This window comes from Stenotrophomonas sp. 10N36, assembly GCF_056395005.1.
Genome location: NZ_JBFTIS010000008.1, coordinates 118,851 through 138,697, shown reverse-complemented (window position 1 = coordinate 138,697; position 19,847 = coordinate 118,851). Strand labels below are relative to the sequence as shown.

Annotated in this window: 16 protein-coding genes; 6 read left to right on the top strand and 10 right to left on the bottom strand. The window is 65.3% G+C overall.

The window, feature by feature from the left end; genetic code table 11:
* Window positions 1-140: 140 nt before the first annotated feature.
* Together AC1DCJ_RS10325 and AC1DCJ_RS10320 are read left to right on the top strand one after the other, a co-directional pair.
* Window positions 141-503: a DUF1428 domain-containing protein gene (locus AC1DCJ_RS10325; RefSeq protein WP_137191826.1), complete on the top strand. Its 363-nt coding sequence runs from the start codon at window positions 141-143 to the stop codon at window positions 501-503.
* Window positions 504-634: 131 nt separating this feature from the next.
* Window positions 635-3,085, top strand: coding sequence for a S9 family peptidase (locus AC1DCJ_RS10320; RefSeq protein WP_478070879.1), 2,451 nt, complete (start codon window positions 635-637; stop codon window positions 3,083-3,085).
* 2 nt (window positions 3,086-3,087) lie between these two features.
* On the opposite strand, the gene AC1DCJ_RS10315 is transcribed toward AC1DCJ_RS10320, so the two are convergent.
* From AC1DCJ_RS10315 to AC1DCJ_RS10270, 10 genes are all read right to left on the bottom strand, one after another.
* The gene (locus tag AC1DCJ_RS10315) at window positions 3,088-3,771 is read right to left on the bottom strand and encodes a hypothetical protein (RefSeq protein WP_478070878.1); all 684 of its coding nucleotides are present in this window, start codon (window positions 3,769-3,771) and stop codon (window positions 3,088-3,090) included.
* Window positions 3,772-3,895: 124 nt separating this feature from the next.
* On the bottom strand, window positions 3,896-4,063 hold the full coding sequence (locus tag AC1DCJ_RS10310; RefSeq protein ID WP_448135092.1) for a hypothetical protein: 168 nt from the start codon (window positions 4,061-4,063) through the stop codon (window positions 3,896-3,898).
* Window positions 4,060-4,758: a hypothetical protein gene (locus tag AC1DCJ_RS10305; protein WP_448135091.1), complete on the bottom strand. Its 699-nt coding sequence runs from the start codon at window positions 4,756-4,758 to the stop codon at window positions 4,060-4,062. Before AC1DCJ_RS10305 ends, AC1DCJ_RS10310 begins: the two co-directional genes overlap by 4 nt.
* Window positions 4,759-4,836: 78 nt before the next feature.
* Window positions 4,837-5,532, bottom strand: a complete 696-nt coding sequence (locus tag AC1DCJ_RS10300) for a hypothetical protein (protein ID WP_478070877.1) — start codon at window positions 5,530-5,532, stop codon at window positions 4,837-4,839.
* A 128-nt stretch (window positions 5,533-5,660) separates the two neighbouring features.
* Window positions 5,661-6,359: a hypothetical protein gene (locus tag AC1DCJ_RS10295; RefSeq protein ID WP_478070876.1), complete on the bottom strand. Its 699-nt coding sequence runs from the start codon at window positions 6,357-6,359 to the stop codon at window positions 5,661-5,663.
* Window positions 6,349-11,019, bottom strand: a complete 4,671-nt coding sequence (locus AC1DCJ_RS10290; RefSeq protein ID WP_478070875.1) for an RHS repeat-associated core domain-containing protein — start codon at window positions 11,017-11,019, stop codon at window positions 6,349-6,351. The genes AC1DCJ_RS10295 and AC1DCJ_RS10290 overlap by 11 nt, the downstream gene beginning before the upstream one ends.
* A gap of 19 nt (window positions 11,020-11,038) precedes the next feature.
* On the bottom strand, window positions 11,039-11,164 hold the full coding sequence (locus AC1DCJ_RS10285; protein WP_258223862.1) for a hypothetical protein: 126 nt from the start codon (window positions 11,162-11,164) through the stop codon (window positions 11,039-11,041).
* Window positions 11,161-12,783: a hypothetical protein gene (locus tag AC1DCJ_RS10280; protein ID WP_478070874.1), complete on the bottom strand. Its 1,623-nt coding sequence runs from the start codon at window positions 12,781-12,783 to the stop codon at window positions 11,161-11,163. The genes AC1DCJ_RS10285 and AC1DCJ_RS10280 overlap by 4 nt, the downstream gene beginning before the upstream one ends.
* Window positions 12,784-12,805: 22 nt before the next feature.
* Window positions 12,806-15,061, bottom strand: a complete 2,256-nt coding sequence (locus AC1DCJ_RS10275) for a type VI secretion system Vgr family protein (RefSeq protein ID WP_478070873.1) — start codon at window positions 15,059-15,061, stop codon at window positions 12,806-12,808.
* Window positions 15,062-15,223: 162 nt separating this feature from the next.
* Complete coding sequence (locus tag AC1DCJ_RS10270; protein ID WP_478070872.1) at window positions 15,224-16,189, bottom strand: histone; 966 nt, start codon at window positions 16,187-16,189, stop codon at window positions 15,224-15,226.
* A gap of 714 nt (window positions 16,190-16,903) precedes the next feature.
* Between AC1DCJ_RS10270 and AC1DCJ_RS10265 the strand changes: the two genes are divergently transcribed.
* From AC1DCJ_RS10265 to AC1DCJ_RS10250, 4 genes are all read left to right on the top strand, one after another.
* Window positions 16,904-18,331, top strand: coding sequence for a Do family serine endopeptidase (locus tag AC1DCJ_RS10265; RefSeq protein WP_478070871.1), 1,428 nt, complete (start codon window positions 16,904-16,906; stop codon window positions 18,329-18,331).
* Window positions 18,332-18,443: 112 nt separating this feature from the next.
* A complete protein-coding gene (locus AC1DCJ_RS10260; RefSeq protein WP_019185548.1) occupies window positions 18,444-18,809 on the top strand; it encodes a hypothetical protein in 366 nt (121 codons plus the stop codon).
* Between the two features lie 6 nt (window positions 18,810-18,815).
* Entirely contained in the window at window positions 18,816-19,316 is a 501-nt protein-coding gene (locus tag AC1DCJ_RS10255) for a phage holin family protein (RefSeq protein ID WP_038691035.1), read from the top strand.
* Window positions 19,313-19,777, top strand: a complete 465-nt coding sequence (locus AC1DCJ_RS10250; protein ID WP_137191839.1) for a protein sip-5 — start codon at window positions 19,313-19,315, stop codon at window positions 19,775-19,777. Before AC1DCJ_RS10255 ends, AC1DCJ_RS10250 begins: the two co-directional genes overlap by 4 nt.
* Window positions 19,778-19,847 lie beyond the last annotated feature (70 nt).

The window sequence follows — 19,847 nt, the reverse complement described above, 5'->3', positions numbered from 1 at the left end:
GCATTGGCGTGAATTGAGGCGCACTACCATCACGCCGGCCGCGCGCTCGCGGGCGCATTGTCGATCTGCCCCTTCCCCGCACGTCGTATGTCATGAAGGCGCCCGTTCCGGTGCGCCATCGCCCACCCCTGGAGGCAGCCATGTCCTATATCGACGGTTTCGTGCTTGCAGTACCCACCGCCAACAAAGAGAAGTTCCTTGCCCACGCCCGCGAAGGCGATGCGATCTGTATCGAGCACGGCGCGCTGCGCGTGGTCGAATGCTGGGGCGACGATGTGAGCCACGGCAAGCAGACCGACTTCTTCCGCGCCGTGGAGGCCAAGGACGATGAAACGGTGGTGTTTTCCTGGATCGAATGGCCCGACAAGGCCACCCGCGATGCCGGCATGCAGAAGATGATGGAAGACCCGCGCATGAATCCGGAAAACAACCCGATGCCGTTTGACGGCAAGCGCATGATCTACGGCGGCTTTGTGCCGGTGGTGGAACTGGGCGGTAAGTAGGCGCGCAGGCAGGGGCAGCGCGTCCACGTCTGGATGCGCTTGCCCGGTTGGCCGGTGCGCGGCATGCTCAAGGCCCACCGGCCAGGCCCGGCGGCTCGTGCCGCGATGGGCGCCGAACAGGAGCTGCATCGATGACAGAAGGATCTGCACCGCGCCACCTGCAGGTGCTGGCCGGGATGCTGGGGCTGCTTGGCGTGAGCCTGGCGCCGGCGATGGCTGCGCCCACCGCCGAGGACTACGCGCGCGCCGAACGGGTACTGGACGGACACCTGCGCGGAAAAGTGCGCAATGCCACGGTGCTGCCGAACTGGCTGGACGATGGCCGGTTCTGGTACCGCCACCAGACTGCGCAGGGCAGCACCGATTACCTGCTGGTGGACCCCCACATACCCTCGCGCGAGCCGCTGTTCGATCGCGCGCGGTTGCGTGTCGCGCTGCAGGCCGCTGGTGCTACCGACGCCGACCAGGTGCTGCAGCAGGTGGCCAGCGTCACCACTGCGCCCGATGTCGGCGCGCTGCAGGTGGTGCTGCGCAGCGGCGCCGCGCAGGGCCTGCAGTGCACGCTGCCGGCCTACCGGTGTGCAGCAGTCGCGCTGCCCGCTCCCAACCCGCAGGCGCTGACCGCACCGGATGGACAGCGGGCCGTGGTGGTACGCGACCACAACCTGTGGCTGCTCCCGGCCGGAACGGCACCGGCCATTGCACTCACCCAGGATGGCGAGGCGTCCCACGGCTACGGCGTGCTGCCCGATTTCGCGCTGCGCGGCATTCCCTATCGCGAGGGCCGGCTGCAACCGCCGCCGTTCGCGGTGTCGTGGGCGCCCGACGGCAGCCGCCTGTTCGGGGTGCGCTATGACGAGCGCCACGTGCAGGCCTATCCCTATCTGGCCACGGCGCCGGCGCAGGGCGTTCGCCCGGTGCTGCACCAGGTGCGGTTGGGCTTGCTGGGCGATGCCGAGCAGGTCCGCGATGCGTGGTTTGTCACCGACGTGGCGGCAGCGCGCACGCAGACCATCCCCGTGCCCGACGGCTGGCACAGCCTGACCGAGGCCGGTGTACTGGGCTGGTCGCGCAGGGCGGACAAGGTATACACCGCGATCGTGCGGCATGATCGCCCGGCACGGATCCGGCTGGTCGAGATCGACCTGCACCGACACACCGTGCGCACGCTGCTGGAGGAAACGTCCAGCACCCGCGTACAACTCAACAGCTATCCCTACAACCGCGCGGCGGTGCGCGTGCTGCCGGGCCGCAACCAGGTGGTGTGGTTTTCGCAACGCGATGGCTGGGGCCATCTGTATCTCGTGGACACCGCCAGCGGCGCGGTGATCCGGCAGCTGACCCGCGGCGCATGGCTGGTGCGCGATATCGTCGGCATTGATCCGGAAGAGCAGCAGCTGTACTTCAGCGCGGGCGGGCGCGAGCCCGGCGACCCCTACCAGCGCCGCTTGTACCGGGTGGCGCTGGACGGTGGCGAGCCGGTGCTGTTGACCCCCGAAGCGGCCGACCATGCCATCGATGCAGGGGCGGGCGTGCTGATGGGCGGGCGTGACCCGCAGCTGCTGGCACCCTCTGGCCGCTGGGTGGTGGACAGCCACTCGACCGTGGCCGAGCCGCCCATCACCGTGCTGCGCGACACACGCGATGGTCGTGTAGTGCTGCCCCTGGAGCACGCCGACGACAGCGCCGTGCGCGCGGCCGGCTGGCAGCCACCGCACCGGGAGCAACTGCTGGCCGCCGACGGCCACACCCCGATCTACGCCACCGTATACCTGCCACCCGGCTACACCGCCGGCGGCCGGTACCCGGTGATTGATGCAATGTACGGCGGGCCCCACGTGAGCAACGCGCCGGTGGGTTACCTGGACGCCACCGCCACGATGAATCCGGTGGCGCGCGCCAGCCTGGCCCAGCTCGGCTTCGTGGTGGTCAGCATCGACGCGCGTGGCACGCCCGGCCGCTCCAAGGCGTTCCACGACAGTAGCTTCCTGACCGCTGCCGACGTGCAACTGGACGACCACGTTGCCGCGATCCGGCAACTGGCAGCGCGCTACCCGGGCATGGACCTGGCGCGGGTGGGCATCTACGGGCACTCCTTCGGGGGCTACAGCGCCGCCCGGGCACTGTTGCGCCATCCGTCCTTCTACCGGGTGGGCGTGGCGTCGGCGGGCAGCCACAGCTTCCAGGGCATGTACGGCGGCGGCATCCACGGCATGGACCGACTGGTGGGGGGGCAACCGGTGTATGCCGACGGCAGCGCGGTGCGACCCGATGCGACGGCGGTGCCTGCGTTGTTCCAGCCGCTGGACAACAGCGCGTTGGCCGCGCAGCTGCAGGGCAAACTGATGCTGGTGTATGGCGACCTGGACGAGAACGCCATGCCGGCGCTGACGCTGCAGCTGGCGCGCGCGCTCAACGCCGCCAACAAGGACTACGACCTGCTGTACCTGGCCAATCAGGACCACGAATTGTTCCGCAACGATACGTACTACATGCGCCGCATGTGGGATTACTTCGTTACCCACTTGATGGGTGCCACGCCGCCCGCCTATGAACTGGGCAGGCAGCACGACGGCGCGTGAGGTCAGCGCGGCGCGGTGTCGTCGTCGTGATGGGCGCTGCCGGCGCCCATGCCGCCACCGCCCATACCGCCCATGCCTCCGCCACCGCCGCCCGCTTTGCCCCCGGCCTTGTCGGCCTCGCCCTTGCCCTTCGCACCGGGCGCGGGGCGGGCAGGACCCTGGCGCGGAATGGCCACACTGGCGGGAATGGGCGCCAGATCAAGTGCTTCGCGGATGAAGTTGCGCAGCGACACCACCAGCGCGGCGGTCTGCACCGGCCTGCCCTGCGCCAACTCGGTGGCGGCAGTGGCGGCCAGGCGCACCTGGTCGTCGGTGCCGAGCAGGATGATGTCGGACAGTGCCGCCTCCACGGCATCGCGAATGCGCCGTGCACGGTCGCTGCCGGTGCCCCCATCGACCGGCAACAGCATCGCATCGTCCGGGGCATCGGCCGCGGCCGGCTGGCGCAGGTCGCGCAGATGGCGCGGATCGACGTGCAATGCGCCGGTGAAGGAACCACCGAGGGTCTTGTAGGCGGCGATCAACGTGCGTAGCCGCTCGTTGATCTGGCGGTTCTCACGCTCGCGACGCTGCTGCATGGTCTGCATCACCAGCAGCCGGATGCCGACGCCGATCAGGGTGATGACGGCCAGCCCGAGCAGGGTGGAGAGCATGGCTTGCCAGGAGCTGAAGTCTAGACCGCGCATGGGAATCCGGGAGGCGGCGGGGGTTTGGCAACGATAGCTGGCGTGGGGTGAAGCGGTGATGCAGCCGAACTACCCCTTGCTGCGTGGGGGATGCCCGTGCACAGGGCTTCGCTGGATGGGGGGCTCAGGTTCGACGCACGAGGGTCTCAAGGAACAGCGCGAAGGAGTCCGCGAAATGCGTGTAGCTGCCATCGTTGTAGTCGAACCTGAGGATGGGGTATTCGCCCTCGTTCAAGCCGGTGCGGGTGTCGAAGTAGGAGCCCCACCTTACAACTGCTTCCCTCTGACTCACTCCCGGAGGAAACCAAGCGTTCTCAACTCTGCGATGCCCCCTTTCCAATCGTCCTTACGGCTCTTGGGTGCAGCGAGAGGAACTACGCGAAGCGCCTCCTCGTCGCCAGAGTCGCAGAAGATTTTCAGACTATCGTAGGTCTCCGGAAATGCGTTCTTGAAGCGCTGGTCAATCGCCTGCATTCCCGGGAATACACCTTTTCTCAGGATCACCTGGGTTTCCGGGTCTCTACGCACCAAGTCCAGCGGGACGCCCGCGCACCGGAAGGCAAGAAATCGAGCTTCGCTGATATCGAGCGCCCAATCGGTCCCGGCGTAAAATTCAGATCTCGCTGTTGCAAAACTGGAAAGCACGTCGGGATCTGTGCAGAACCCCCATGGGGCAAGGTTGATGTTCAGCTTCCCAATCTTGCCCGCCAGCTTGACCCGGCGGAAGAATGAAGACCAGACAAGCAAGATCGGGTTTGTCCTCAGATCCCGAACAAGGACATCTTCGAACACGCACGGCCCGATCTCGGAGTTCGCCGCAGAGCAGCAAGAAACATCCACGCGACTAACGACCGACATCTTGCCTGGACGCTTGGACAGCGAAAGTCCGCAGTTGTCAAAAGCGCAGTTGACGTGGACTGCCTCCGAATAGCTCGCGCCGCCATTGTCAAACTTCTTTGAAAACTGCGCGCCGTCAAACCTCTTCATGCACACTCCAGAATAGGAACGCATACGCAGTCGAAATCAGCCATCCACTTCTGTACTGCCCTAGAAGTCGAGGCCCGATCACCTCTTGAGAATTCCAGCACTCTCGATTCGGGCCAACTCCTCCATTTTGCTCTCGTAATTTCTCTCACCCGGAAATGGCGCCGTAAAGACGCCCTCGGTGCAGTTGAAGTCTCTCAACCTGAGCAGATTCATACGCCAGTAGCTTCTAGGCGAAAGCTCCAAGTCATTCCAGTGCTCCGAATCCTTCCAGGACAAGCAAACTGGGATATGGATCTCGGGATCCCACTTCAACTTTGAAAGGGGAATTCCGACAACCTCGCTATCCGGCGCAGCAAGCCCTGAGAAATCGATCGCCAGCTCGACGTTAGCCATGCCAGCCCTTGACCATTCCAGAATGGCATCACTTGCATCGCCCTCACTCGGCGGCTTGCACCACAAACCCGCAGCTCTTTTACCGCCGCGAACTACGATCTTCTCTAGAACCGTCGCGGTCGACACCATCATCGCATCTGGCGCGCGAATTCCGTCGAACAAGACAGAGTTCATTTTCACGCCTTTTGATATAGAGAACCTGCTGTCGGTCGAGCATGAAATGAACTCGCAGCTGGCTACATCCACACCACCACAAAACGGGTCCCCCGGCCCAAACAGCAACTGTTCAAATTTTTCATTGGAGTACTTCCGCCCAACCAGTGATCGACGACCCGCTGCCGAGGGGCCCGCCAACGAATACAGACGCTTGAGATCATCCACCACGAGGTCTCCAATCGAGACAGCAGCGGCCTGGACCAATGCAATCCGTGATGACCAAGATACTCGCGATCCGCCATCAACGTATGCAATGTACGCCAGTGCCTAGTCGGCCATACAAAAAATCCATATCAGCGGACAAGCAGCCCTGCTGATTCAATCCTCGCCAATTCTTCCATAAACTGAATATGGCTTTTCTGATGAGGAAACGGGGCGGTGAACAGGCCTTCTTCGCAACCAGAGTTTATGACTTTAGTCACGAATATCCTCCAAAAACTATTTCTAGCGAGATCCAGATCGTCCCAGCTTGGCGAATCTCTCCAAGATGCAAACACGGGCACATGGATCTCTGGATTCCATCTCAGTTTTGACAATGGGATACCGAGAATCAAGCTATCCTCCGCTGCGAGTTCCGACAGATCAATCGCCAATTCGACGTGAGCCATCCCAGCCTTGGCCCACTGTAGAACAGCCTCACTGACATCACCTTCGCTTGGCGGCTTGCACCATAAACGTGCAGCCTTTTTCCCGCCGCGAACTACAATGTTCTCAAGAACTGACGCGGAAGACACCATCATCGCGTCCGGAGAACGGACACCATCGAACAGGACTGACTGCATATGTACGCCCTGTGATATCGAAAATGTGCTTTCAGTCGAACATGATACAAATTCGCAATCTCTAATCTCCACCCCGCCGGAAAATGGATCTCCCGGACCGAAGAGCAGGCGTTCAAAATTCTCATTGGAGTACTTCCGCCCAATCAAAGATCGCCGATGCGTTTGTGAGGGCCCAGCCAACGAATACAAGATCCCGATATCATCCACCACCAGTACTCCAGTCAACCCACTTGTACCCGAAATCTGCGGGTATCGATTCGTATGTGACAACAGCGTCAACGCCCGGTCTCTGGCTATGACTGAAGATAGAGCTTTTGCTGCCGCCTGTAATTTCGTATCCAAGACCACCAGGACCGAAGTAGTCCTGAGGTGCATTGCCCCTTGTTGGCTTCAAGACTGAGAGAACATTATCGGCTTTTGCAAGTTCGGTCACCCTTCGTTGCAGTGCGGTCCCAAAGAACAGTCTCATCCGCCAAGGCTCGTCGATGATTGCACGCACCTCTTGAGGGCTCAGCAGTTCGTCAAGCAGTTTGGGGTTCTTCAACAGATCATCTCTAACTTGATTGACCATTCCAGCGAGCCGCCGCTGCAGGTTAATCATCGCCGCCGAGTCGAGCACCTCATCACAACTCAGCCCCAGCGCATCCATCCAGTTGATGGCAGACGGCGCGAAGTCATACAGGTTTTCGCCCGCCTGCAATGTCAGCGGGTCTTGGCCGATGAACTGCCCCAGCTTTGGATCGTAGTACCGGTAGCGGTTGTAGTTGAACCCTGTCTCCTCGTCAAAGTACTGGCCCTGAAGACGAAGGTTGTTACGCACCACATCCACATCGATCGAGCGCACTTCGGCCCATGCCGACAACTGCGCTGCCCAGACAAGTTCGCCTGATTCGGTCATCAGGCGATTCGGGCAGCCATTGGGGTCGTTGACGTACAGAAGGATGGCTTTCGCGTCGGCAGACGCAGCAGCATCTTCCGAGGCAGTGGGTACGCTCTGATTCCCGGACGCTGGTTCGACGACTGATGGAAGGTCATCGTGTCCAGCTGTCGATTGCGAGTTTTCCTTTGGGGCGGCCGTCGGTGCATTGGTAACCGCAGGCTTCTTTCCGCCGCCCAGCATCCCCATTCCCCCACTACCAAGCCCTGGCATGGGCTCGCTGGCGGCTCTGACTGCGACCTTCTCGACACGAGTATTCAAGCTCATTCCACCGAGCGAGCCTATCCCTGCGCTGGCTGTCCGCAACGGCGCTACTGCCTCCTTGTGGGCGCCTGAAGGTTCAGCCTGCGGGAGCACCCCGCGCATCGGAGCCTCCGCCTCGACTTGGCCAGACGGTGCGGACGATTCAACTGGCTGCACCTCACTTAGTACAGTTGTCGGTGCACTGGCGTGGCCTGCAGGAATCGCAACAGTCGGATCAATAAGTGCCAACGGTACGAAGGTCTCCGGGTAGTAGACGTACTCCCTTGCCTGCGAATGGAGCTTGGCGATCCGGCGCTGTCGATTCCGCACCTCAATCAGGCTGGCGACGTTGTCTATCCATACTGGCGCTGCTTCAGGGGCATCATTCGGCTGTTGAACCTCTGCCAGCAGCGCATCGCCATCCCAGAAGAACCATGTCGTATGCCCGGGGTTGCGTTTGAAGACGCGACGTCCCAGCGGGTCATATCCGTAATGCGTGACCTGTCCGTTTCGGCGACTCTCAGCCAGGCGGTGATTGCCATCCCAGGTCAGTTCGATCTGGTCAGGTGTGGCTACATTGAGCTTTCGTGTGGCGACCAGATCCCCAGCGCGGTCAAAGACATAGTGCACTCCGTCCGAACCACCCTCACGGGTCCAGTGGCCCTGCGGTTCATCGTCGCTACCCACCACTTTCCGTGCCTGCGCCTGCTTGACCTCTGTCCGCAGGCGATCACCGGCAGGATCGGCAAAGAAGCGTTCGATCCGGCCCTTCGGATCGGTGTGCCCAAGTAGTCGTCCAAGTGCGTCGTAACGGTACTCATCGTTTCCGTTGGCGCTATCGCTGCGGCGTGTGAGATTGCCGGTCGCATCGTGTTCGTACCGCGTCTCGAACAGCGGCGCAGCATCACGCAGTACCGCCTGCGCGGTCAGCAGGTTGCGGCCATCGTATGCAAAGCGTCGCTCCACCTCGGTGCTGAGCTGTTCGCGGGTCGCCCGCCCCAAGGCGTCGCGTTCGATGCGGATGGGCGATGCGCCATTGATTGCCATGCCGATGACACGATCACATGCATCGAACTCGGCCTTGATGACATTACCTGCCGAGGTTTCGCGCAGAACGCGATTTCCTACCGCGTCGTAGCCGAAGCCGACACGGAAACCGTCCTGTATCTCTTCAACAAGGTAGCCCACCGAATCGTAGCCGCGCCTGATGGTGCGATGTGCATTGCGAAGTTCAACCAAGCGCCCGCGTGGATCGTAGTTGAAGTCTTCGTGGACCAGTCTTCCCGGATGCCTGACATCCGGGAGCGTGCGACGGGTGATGCGACCCAGCCTGTCGGTGCGGAAAGCAAGTCGTTGACCCAGAGGATCCGTGCTTCCGGTGAGGCGACCAGCGCTGTCGTACTCAAACTTCTTCGACTGGCCCCAGTAGTCCACTTCCTCGATAACCCGGCCGAGCGCATCACGTCGGACACGGTAGCTCTCCCCGCGTTGGTTTATCACCTCCGCCAGCTGCTCCTCGGTGTCGTAGCGGAACTCGACCGCGTTGCCATCCGGTTGAAGACGCCGTGCGACCTGGCCCAAGCCAACATAACTGAAGCGCGTTTGCGCGCCTGCTTCGTCGGTGTAACGGACAAGGTTATCCTCTGCATCGTACTCGCACAGAATCGGCGCGCCTTGTTCCCCGCGAATCTCCAATAGGCGTCCTTTGGCATCGTACTGGTACTGGCTTGCACCACCCAGTGCATTCCGCTGCTTGCGAAGCTGTCCTCGCGCATCGTGTTCAAAATGGCTGACATTGCCCAGCGCATCGGTAATGGCCGCAACCAGGCCATGACGGTCATAGCGGACCTGGGTTGCCGCCTGTCGGGCATTGATCTGCTCAACGAGCTGCCCTTGCGGACTGTAGTTGAACCGCGTGAGGGCCTGTGCCGGGTCGCACTGCTCGATCAGCAGGCCCGTGCTGTCATAGCGCTGCTGCCAGGCACTGCCGTCGGGAGTGCGGAGTTCGGTCATCCGGTCCCATTCGTCGTACGAAAGCGCGAGCTTCGTATCATCCGGACGCACCAGCACCACCAGGTTCCCGCGCTCGTCATACTCGAACCCGGTCCGCAGCCCCTCCGGATCGGTCACCGCCACGGTGCGGCCGAAGTCGTCGTACTCGAAGATGGTCACCCCGTCGAGCGGGTCGATCTCGCACAGCGGCAGACGGTTTTCGTCGAACTTGACCAGGCTCACGTGGCCCAGCGAGTCGGTGATGCGGGTTTCGTGCAGCAGTGCGTCGTAGTCGAAGTGGTAGTCGTACAGGCCGCCGTCGCCCCAGGAATGCACCACGCGCCACTGCGCATCAAAGGCGTAATAGAACGACAGGCCGACCCGATCGGTATGGCGCACCATGTAGTGCTGCTGGTAGCCGAAGGTGCGCGGGGCATCCAGCGGGTCCACCGCGGCGATCAGGTCGCCGTTGGCGTAGCGGTAGCTCACCAGCAGGTGGTTCAGGCCGCTGGCCGGGTCGTGCAGCTGCAGGCGGTCGATGTGGCCCTGGCGCGCGTCCACCTCGATGAAGCGGCCCTGCAGGCCGTCCACGCCGCTTTCCACGATGCGTACCAGGTGGCCATCGCGGCGCTCGAAGCGCCAGTGGTTGCCGCAGCGGTCTTCGATGCGCTCGATGGGCAGGCTGCGCTCGTGCGGCAGCACCGCCACGCCGGCGGCCGGAGTGGCGTCGAAGTGGTACTGCAGGCCGCCCTTGAAACGCACGATCCACTGGCCGTTGTCGCGCCACAGGCGCGCGCCATCCACGAAGTCCAGGGTGGCCGCGTCCATGCCGTCGCGGCGCGGCAGCTCGGGGAAGAAGGCCACCTCGTCCGGGCCGGACAGCCAGGCGCTGCCGTCGGCCGACAGCGCCAGCGCGATGTCGGCCGGGGTCTGCCAGCCGTAACCGCAGGCGCCGGTGCGCTGGGCATGGCGCGAGGCGTACACGCGGCGCCAGCTGAGCGGCAGGCGGCCGGGAATGCTGAAGTCTTCGTGGCTGACCGAGACGCTGCCGTCGCGGATGTCCACCGGTTCGGCCCGCAGGATCTTGCACTTGAGCGTGCCCGAGGGCAGATGCCCCCACTTGCCCCGGCGCCACGCGGCGAAGGCGTCCATCTTCTTGCGGAAGAAGTCGGTCTTGCGCAGCTTACCCAAGCCGGCGAAGGCGGCGCGGAAGGCCATCGCCGTCCACGACACCGTGGGCGGGCCACCGACCTTGACACTGGTGGGAATGGCCACGTTCAAGCCGGTGGGCAGCGACATGGCGCGCAGCGGCTTCTTGGGCTTCTTCACCCGGAACGGGTTGATCATGCCGGCCAGGTTGCAGTCCAGCACGGGCATGGCCAGCCGCGAGAACGGCTCGCCATCGGCCGACACGGTGCGGCTGCCCATGAAGATCTCTTCGCCGTCGAACTGCGGGCCCATCGGCGCGGCCAGCGGCGGACCCCACACGCCCAGTGGAATGTGGATATCCAGCCCGCCGGTGCCGGCGGTGCCGCGGTGCACGCCGTTGACCTTGATGGTGGAGCCGATGAACGGGATGTAGTCGAACGGGTCCAGCACCAGGCCGATGTGCGGCGTGGGCAGCGGGCACGGCGGCATCGCGTACATGTGGATGTCGATGCCCAGCTGCGGATCGAAATGCTTGGCGGCAATGCTCACGGCAACACTCCTGTGTTGCTTACAGCGCGCGCAGCAGGGCGCGCAGGAAGGCTTTGACTTCGTCGCGGTATTCCACGCCGAGCCACACCACGATGGCCATGCCCAGCAGCACGGCGACGGTCATGACCAGAATGCGGGTATTCATGCGGCAACAACTCCAGGGGTGGCCGCAGGCGGTGCGACGTGGGCAAGGTCGGTACCGGCCAGCAGCGGGCCGGGGTCGGGCAGCGGCTGCATGGCCGGCGGTTCGCTCCAGACCGGAATCTCGTGGTCGAGCGGGTGTTCGATGGTGGGCAGGCCGTTCCAGTGCGGGTCGAGGAACTCACGCCCTACCGCGACGATCTTGCGGAAGAACTCGTCGCCGCCCTGCACCAGCCGTTCGCGTTCCTGCTGGGTGCGGTGGAAGGCCTGTTCCAGGCCCGCGTGCAGCTGGGCGTCGATGACATCCAGCTGCACGCGGGTGGGCGTGGGGCCGAGCTTGGCGGCGGCCTCTTCGGCCTGCGCGTGCAGCGCGGTGGTCTGTTCGAGATAGGCCGGGGCGGTGAGCTGGATCTTCTCGGCGCGGCGCAGGTCCTGCAGCTGCAGCAGGTCCCACAGCGCCTGCGGCAGGGTGGTGGCCTTGCGGTCCTGCATGCTGAGGGGCTTGGCGATGCGGATCGCTTCCAGCAGCTGGGTACGCGCTTCCTCGCGCTTGCCATGCTGGAGCAGGCAGTAGCCGGCCATGCGCTGGCCTTCCAGCTGGAACATCGGGTGCGGGATGCTGGCCGCCGAGGTGGACGCCTGCAGGTAGGTCTGCGCGGCGCGCTCGGGGTTCTTGGCGGTGAGCCAGCAGCCGGCTTCGCCGAACCAGCTCTGCATGACCAGCTCGGGCGCAGCAGCGTTGCCGGCGCTGCGGGCGGCATCGGCGGCGCTGCGCGCCTGGCGGTAGGCGGTGATGGCCTGGCCGTGGTCGCCGGCCTTGAGCCAGGCACCGGCCACCATCATCTGCACCACCGACGCCTGCTCCTGCCAGCCGTGGCGCTGGGCCAGCCCCAGCGCGCGCTCGGCGCGGGCCACCACCTGCTGCGGGCTGCCGCGCTCAAGCAGCAGCATCAGGTCGGCGAGCAGCTGGCGGTACAGCACTTCCGGGCCGGTGCCGCCGGACTGCGAGGCGGTGTCGCGGGCGATGGCGAACATGTCCACCGGCGCGTCGATGCGCGCGGCCACGCTGGCATGGCGCTCCAGCAGCGGCTGCCAGCGCGGGTCTTCCTCGGTGTCCACCAGCACCAGGCGCAGGCGGTCGCCGGGGGCGGCGGCCAGCGCCGCATCCACCCAGCGTTCAAAGCCGTCGCCGGGCACCATGCGCTCGGGTTCCAGCACGGCGGCCAGCAACCGCAGGTGGTTGCCGTGGTGCTCGGCGAAGCTGTCCAGTACCTGCACCACGCCGGCGGCGCTGTCGGGGTGCTCGGCATGCGGACCGCGCCAGCCAAGCGTGATGCCCTGCCCGCGCAGTTCGTCCTGGCTGCCCAGGTAGCGCTCGAGCAGGGTCTGCTTGATCTGCCGGCTGTAGCGGAAGCCGAGCTCATAGGGCGTGTCCACGCGCAGGAAGTAGTCCGGCGTGTCGCGGCCCTGGTCGTGCCGCTGCATCTCGAAGAAGGCGGCCAGCAGGCGGCTGGCGTTGGCCGGCAGCCGCCAGACCAGCAGCCGCCGGCTGGGGTCGGCGGCGGCGGCAAGCCAGGCGTCGCTGAGGCGTTGGATGCCGCGCAGCATGGGGGTGTCGTGCATGGGTGTCCCTCCGATGGACCGGTCAGCAGTTGAGCTTGATCTCGCTGCCGTTGACCGAAACGCCACCGCTGTTGATGACCACTTCCGAGCCGCCGGCGGAGATCTTGATCTCGCCGTCGGTGATCTCGATGAAGGCGCCGCCCACCGCCGCGGTGACCTTGCTGGCCGAGCCGAGGGTCATGTCGCCGTTGGACAGCTGGCTGTGGGTGCCGCTGACTTCGTGCTCGAAAGTGCCATCCACGCCCACGGTGCGCGCGCCGATGTTGGTGTCTTCCACCGCGCCCTGCACGCCGCGCTTGTCCAGCCCGGTGATGGTGGTCTCGCGGCCGGCCGAGTATTCCTGGGTGACCTTGCCGATCACCTGGCGCAGCGAGGTGGAGGTGACGGTTTCCTTCCAGGTGCCGGTGCGCTGGCTGGTGTAGTTGCCGGTGAGGGTGGTGCCGAAATCGCCGGTGATGGTTTCGGTGTAGCCGGCCGCGGCGATGGTCTTGGTCTGGCCGGACTGGTAGGCCTCGGTGACGGCGCCGGTGACGTTGGTGGTGCGGGTGCCGGTGACGCCCAGGGTGTCGGTGCCGGTAACGGTGATGCCCCGGTTGGCACCCACGCTGATGTCCTGGTTGGCGCCCACGCTCATGCTGTGGTTCACCGCCACCGCAGTGGACTTGTTGTTCTGGATGCTGGCGTTCTGGTCGTTGAGCACGGTGGTGACCATGTCGCGCTGGGCACGCATGTTGAGCAGCTCGCCACCGGCGGTGTCGTGCATGGTCATTTCGTTCCAGCCGGCGCCCTTGACCGTCTTGGACTTCAGGCCGCTCACTTCCAGGCCGAACGGCGGCATGTTCTCTTCATTGAAGACCCGGCCGGTGATGATCGGGCGGTCCGGGTCGCCGTCAAGGAAGTCCACCACCACTTCCTGGCCCACGCGCGGCGGCGATACCCCGCCCATGTCCGCGCCGGCCCACGGGCTGGCGCTGCGGATCCAGCAGGAGCTGTTCTCGGCGCCGTTGTCGCGGCGGTCTTCCTTGCGGTCCCAGTGGAACTGCACCTTCACCCGGCCGTAGGCGTCGGCATGCAGTTCTTCGCCGGGCGGGCCCACCACGGTGGCGGTCTGCGGTCCGGGCATGCGCGGCCACGGGGTCTGCCGCAGCGGACGGTAGGGAATCTTGCGGCGCAGCACCTCGGCTTCGATGGCGTGGCTGGGCGCTTCGGCGCTGGCGAAATCGCTGGCGAAGTTGTTGCGCCCTTCGCGCTGCAGACGCACCACGAAGAACTGGCGGTCTTCGGCGCCGCGGCCGATGAAGTCCGGCTGTTGTTCCAGGGTGAAGCAGCCGCCCGCCTGCAGCCCGGCGGCGTTGCCGGCGCATTCGAACAGCTTGGTGGGCCACGCGGTTTCTTCATTGCGCACCGCCGCCAGCGCCTCGCCAATGCGGCTGTCGGCGAAGCGGGCCGCACCGTCGTACCGGTACTGGGTGAGTTCGGGCAGCACGCCGCGGGGCGCCTCGTTGCCCCGCACCACGCGCAAGGGCGTGCTGGGCTGCTTGAAGTCGAAACTGCTCAGCGCGTGCGCGCCCGGGCCCACGCGGCGGCGGGCACCCCAGCGGTGCAGGCCGGTCTGCTGCTGCACGCCCTGGTCGGCGCGGAAGTACACCGGCGCCGGTTCGCCCAGGGCCACGCTCAGGGTGGAGTCGTCGCTGAGCAGCAGGGTGTGGCCGTCTTCGTCATGGCGGAAGCTGTAGTAGATGCCGGCGTCTTCAAGCAGGCGCGAGACGAAGGCGAAATCGGACTCGTTGTACTGCACGCAGTAGGGCAGTTTTGGCAGCTTGCCGGTGTCCAGGTCGTAGTCGAAGCGGGCCAGGTCGGGGTAGTCGGCGAACACCGTTTCCACGATCTTCAGCACGTTCATGTCCTGGAAGATGCGGCAGTTGCTGGTGTAGTCCAGGAAGGCGAACCACGGCGCGATCTCGGCGCGGTAGGCACTGAACTGCGCCTCGCGGCCGATGCTGGCGAATTCGCGCACGTAGCCGTGGACGCCATGGCCGCCGAACTCGTCGCCCAGGATCAGCCGCAGCGGCTGGCCCACCAACTGTTTGAGCTCCAGCCGGGGCTGGATCGAGAGCAGCTCGACCTGGTAGGCGAAGGGATGGGACACGCGTTCGCTGCCGTCGAACCGCTTGACCAGGAAGGTCTGCGGGTCCAGCACGGTGTCGACACGGATGAGGCGGTGGTCCTGGTGCAGGCGGGTGAGCGCGTGACCGGCGGTGAGGGCTTCGGCATACATCGGGCGTTCCTTCGTCCCATGACTTCGAGATCCCGACTCTGCCATTTCTGCATGACGTGCGCCAACATTCTGACGCAGGTATTGCGTAAACCCCTTCAGCTTTGTGCAAGCGAAGGCGGCCCATCACGGCGCCCGCCCGCAGGCAGGCGCCGTGGTCACGCCTTACTTGCGGGCGCGCTTGGCCGGGGCCTTGCGGGCCACGGGCTTGGCAGCACGCTTGGCCGGGGCGGCCTTGCGGGCAACGGCCTTCTTGGCAACGGCGGTCTTCTTGCCGACAGCCTTCTTGGCCACGGCGGTCTTCTTGGCGACGGCCTTCTTGGCCACGGCAGTCTTCTTGCCGACGGTCTTCTTGGCTACGGCGACCTTCTTGCCGACGCTCTTCTTGGCAACGGCGGTCTTCTTGCCCACGACCTTCTTGGCGGTGGCGGACTTCTTGGCCACAGCCTTCTTGGCCACGGCGACCTTCTTGCCGACGGTCTTCCTGGCAACAGCAGTCTTCTTGCCGACGACCTTCTTGGCGGTCGCGGACTTCTTGGCCACAGCCTTCTTGGCCACGGCGACCTTCTTGCCGACGGTCTTCTTGGCCACGGCGGTCTTCTTGCCGACGACCTTCTTGGCGGTGGCGGTCTTCTTGGCCACGGCCTTCTTGGCCACGGCGACCTTCTTGCCCACAACCTTCTTGGCGGCGGCGGTCTTCTTGGTCACGGCCTTCTTGGCGGTGGCGACCTTCTTGCCGGCAACCTTCTTGGCAGCCTTGGTGGTCTTGGTCACGGCCTTTTCAGCGGCGACCTTCTTCTTGGCAACCTGCTTCTTCAGCGAGGCGGCTTCGGCCTTGGCGTTGCTCTTGGCCGTTTCCAGCTTCTTCTTGGCGGTGGCCAGGGTCTTGCCAACCGACTTGGCGGCCTTGTCGGCCTTCTTGGCGACGGTCTTCTCGGCCTTCTGCACGGCCTTCTTGACCTTGGCAACCTGGGTGGTGGCAGCCTTGCGTGCGCGCTTGACGGTCTTCTTCACCGACGCCACGGCATCTTCAGCGGCGGTAGCGATGGTCTCGCCCACGTTGCCGGCCACTTCTTTCACTTCGTCGACGCCCTGCGACAGGGTCGCGGTCACACCATTACCGTTGCTCATGATTGCCTCCTAAGGGGCCTGGTCAGTTAAATCGCTGGCGATGCTATACCGGCGCGGTCCATCGTGGAACGGTCTTGTCGCAGCCTGTGAGCCGCACCTGTGCTTGGCGGGACGACGCCAGCGCTGCCCGGCAAACCAGGCGTTGGCAGCAAACCCCTTTAAAACAGCTTCCGTGCACGGCACGTGCGTTGCCGTGCCGGTCTTTCCTGCGCGCATCGAGCGGTAGTGACGCGGCGTGCAATTGGCTGTCGTACGCGTTCGGTTGGTTGGCTTTTACTGCACAACTGCGCTGCCTTCGCGCTCGAAAAGGCCGGCGGTGTTGGCCCGATCAACCCGCCGGGGCATGCGGCAGAGGGCGGGGGTCGGGGTTGAAAACGGGGTCATGCAGCGGACCCATCCTGGTCGCAGACATGACGTCACCGATGACCTGCAGCGGCAGCATGGACAGCGACAGGGGACAGCCGGGTGCATGCCACCGATGGTTGGTCGACGGCGGCATCGCGCGCATGGCCGAGCCCGCCGCCGGCGCGCAGCCGACCGCTGCACGGCGGCCTTCAACGACACCAAAGCGGATGGCGCGAGGGCGTCGCCAGCCGCGCGGCGGGCCGGATTTCATTCGCGGTTTAGGCGCAGGCCGCCACACTCATTCAGCTTGCTTTACCTTATAGAGGCTTCTGCCTCCCACGCCGCTCTTCGTTACGGAACCGACGGACCATGCGACCGCTCCCCACCCTGCTCACACTTGCCCTTGCCGCCGCCTTCGGTGGCTTTGTCGCTTCGGCGATCAACGTGCACCTGGACAACCGCGCCGAAGCAGCGCCGGCGTCGCTGGTCATTCCGGCCACGGCGGCATTGCCGGCCTCGGTGGCCGGGCAGCCGGTGCCGTCGCTGGCGCCGATGCTGGAACGGGCCATGCCCGCGGTGGTCAGCGTCAACACCAAGCAGGTGGTGCGGGTGCGCAACCCGTACTTCAACGACCCGTTCTTCCGCCGGCTGTTCCCGGAAGTGCCGCAGGAACGCATCAACGAATCGCTGGGTTCGGGCGTCATCATCGACGCCAACGCCGGGCTGGTGCTGACCAACCACCACGTCATCGACAATGCCGACGACGTGCAGGTGACGCTGGCCGACGGGCGCACGGTCAAGGCCGAGTTCATCGGCTCGGACCGCGACACCGACATCGCGTTGATCCGCATTCCCGCCGACAGGCTCACCGCCCTGCCGCTGGGCAACAGCGACCAGCTGCGCGTGGGCGACTTCGTGGTGGCCATCGGCAACCCGTTCGGTTTCAGCCAGACCGTCACCTCCGGCATCGTGTCGGCGGTGGGCCGCAGCGGCATCCGCGGGCTGGGCTACCAGAACTTCATCCAGACCGACGCGTCGATCAACCCGGGCAACTCCGGCGGTGCGCTGGTCAACCTGCAGGGCCAGCTGGTGGGCATCAATACCGCCAGCTTCAATCCGCAGGGCAGCATGGCCGGCAACATCGGCCTGGGCCTGGCCATTCCGTCCAACCTGGCACGCGACGTGGTCGACCAGCTGGTCAAGCATGGTGTGGTGGTGCGCGGCACGCTGGGCGTGGAAGCGCAGAACCTGACCCAGCAGATCGCCCAGGGCCTGGGCTTGAACGAAGCGCGCGGCGCGCTGGTGACGCGGGTGCTGGCCGGCTCCGGCGCGGCCGCCGCCGGGCTGCGTCCGGGCGATGTGGTGGTGTCGGCCAACGGCCAGCGCGTGGACAGCGCGCAGGCGCTGCACAACATTGAAGGGCTGGCGCCGGTGGGCAGCACGCTCACCCTGGACATCCGCCGCGACGGCAAGGCGCAGCAGCTCAAGGCCACGCTGAAGGAACAGGCGCGCGCGGTCAGCGGCGACACGCTGGACCCGCGCCTGGCCGGTGCCACCTTCGTCGACCTGCCCGAGTCGCTGCGCCAGGCTGGCATCAGCGGGGTGCAGGTCAGCGAGGTCAAGCGCGGCAGCCGCGCGGCCAGCTCGGGCCTTGCCGCCGGCGATGTGATCACCGAAACCACGGCCGGCGAGTTCGCCGACCTGGCCAGCTGGCGGGCCAATTTCCAGCAACGCCCGCCGCAGCTGGTGCTGCGCATCGTGCGCGGCAACACGCCGGGCGTGCTGGTGATGCGATGAACGGGTCAGCAAGCCCTAACGCCCCTTACACCCCGCCGATGCTATTACTTTGTGTTCGTTACCGCGGGTCTGCTGCGGTCACCTTCCCCATCGCACATAACGGAGAGTCACGATGAGCCCCACCAATACCGAGAACCTGAAGGAACACCTGGGCGAAGCCGGTTCGCACCTGAAGTCGGCGGCCACCGCCGCAGGCGGCGCGATCAAGGGCGCCACCGGTGCCGCTGGCGACGAACTGCGTATCGGCAAGGCCAACGTCAAGGCCGAGCTGTCCGACACCGCGCTGTCGGGCCTGGCTGCCGCCGAGTTCGGTGGTGCCGCCGCCAAGGAACAGGTGGATGCCCTGATGGACAAGGGCAAGGACCTGGTGGACAGCGCCGCCGAGCTCATCCGCGAGCGTCCGCTGGCGTCCTTCGGCGTGGCCTTCGCTGCCGGCTGGATCATCGCCAAGCTGGCCCGCAGCGGCGGCGACAAGTAATCCGGCGTGAGCGATCAAGCCCAGTCGACCGCCACCGGTGGCGCGGATACCCCGCCACCGGACGGCGCTGAGAAGGCACCCCACCTGGATGAAAGCATCCGCCAGGTGGGTGCTGCCGGTCGTGACACGGTAGAGGCGGCCAAGCACACCCTGCGGTCCCTGCGCCGGTTGGCCTCGGCCGATTTCGCGTTGGCGCGCAGTGCCTTCGGCCGAGCGCTGGCGTGGAGTGGCGTGGCGATCGTGTTCGGTGCATCGGCCTGGCTGTTGCTGGCCGGCACGCTGATCGCGCTGATGGTGCGCTGGGGCATGAGCTGGTTCCACTCGCTGCTGATCACCTCGATCCTCAGCCTGATCGTGACCGGCTATGCGATGTGGCGGGTATCGTTCTTCTTCCGCCATACCGGCATGCATGCCACGCGGCGGCAGTTGTCGCGGCTGGGGCTGTATGACGAACCCAGCGAGGAAGATCCCGATGCCGACGTCGATACGACGGGGGCCAAGCGATGAATTTTGAAGCCTTGCGGCAACGCGTGCAGCGTGCCGAACTGGTGGTGGCGGTGCGGGTGGAGAAAACCCGTAGCAGCTGGTTCACCCTCAGCGGCGCATGGCGGGCCGGTTGGACGCCGTTGCGCATCATCACCGTGGGCCTGGCCGGCGGTTTCCTGGCCGGCAAACTGGAGCCCACCGGGCTCGGGGCGAAGGTCCAGGGCGCGCGCTGGCTGCAGATGATCGGCTCGGTGTCCAACCTGTTGGCCAGTACCCAGGCCGCGTTTGCGTCGATGCAGGCCAATGAAGCGGCCGATACGGCCGAGCAGGCCGCCGAGAAGGTGGACGATGCGGTGGACGGCGGCGTGCCGCGCCAGCCGCCCGCACCCCGCGCTTCGGCCACCGCGGCGCCGCGTGTTGACGCCGATGACCAGCGCCAGCCGCAGCCGGCGGAAGCGGCAACGGATCTTTCCGAGCGCTGAGCCACACCGGTCTGCCGGTGCACTGCACCTGAAGCCCTGCCGCCCACCGCGGCGGGGTTTTTTATTGGGC

Coding starts and splice junctions, on each gene's coding strand:
- AC1DCJ_RS10325 (WP_137191826.1), top strand. CDS start 141: ATGTCCTATATCGACGGTTTCGTGCTTGCAGTACCCACCGCCAACAAA.
- AC1DCJ_RS10320 (WP_478070879.1), top strand. CDS start 635: ATGACAGAAGGATCTGCACCGCGCCACCTGCAGGTGCTGGCCGGGATG.
- AC1DCJ_RS10315 (WP_478070878.1), bottom strand. CDS start 3,771: ATGCGCGGTCTAGACTTCAGCTCCTGGCAAGCCATGCTCTCCACCCTG.
- AC1DCJ_RS10305 (WP_448135091.1), bottom strand. CDS start 4,758: ATGAAGAGGTTTGACGGCGCGCAGTTTTCAAAGAAGTTTGACAATGGC.
- AC1DCJ_RS10285 (WP_258223862.1), bottom strand. CDS start 11,164: ATGAATACCCGCATTCTGGTCATGACCGTCGCCGTGCTGCTGGGCATG.
- AC1DCJ_RS10280 (WP_478070874.1), bottom strand. CDS start 12,783: ATGCACGACACCCCCATGCTGCGCGGCATCCAACGCCTCAGCGACGCC.
- AC1DCJ_RS10275 (WP_478070873.1), bottom strand. CDS start 15,061: ATGTATGCCGAAGCCCTCACCGCCGGTCACGCGCTCACCCGCCTGCAC.
- AC1DCJ_RS10270 (WP_478070872.1), bottom strand. CDS start 16,189: ATGAGCAACGGTAATGGTGTGACCGCGACCCTGTCGCAGGGCGTCGAC.
- AC1DCJ_RS10265 (WP_478070871.1), top strand. CDS start 16,904: ATGCGACCGCTCCCCACCCTGCTCACACTTGCCCTTGCCGCCGCCTTC.
- AC1DCJ_RS10260 (WP_019185548.1), top strand. CDS start 18,444: ATGAGCCCCACCAATACCGAGAACCTGAAGGAACACCTGGGCGAAGCC.
- AC1DCJ_RS10250 (WP_137191839.1), top strand. CDS start 19,313: ATGAATTTTGAAGCCTTGCGGCAACGCGTGCAGCGTGCCGAACTGGTG.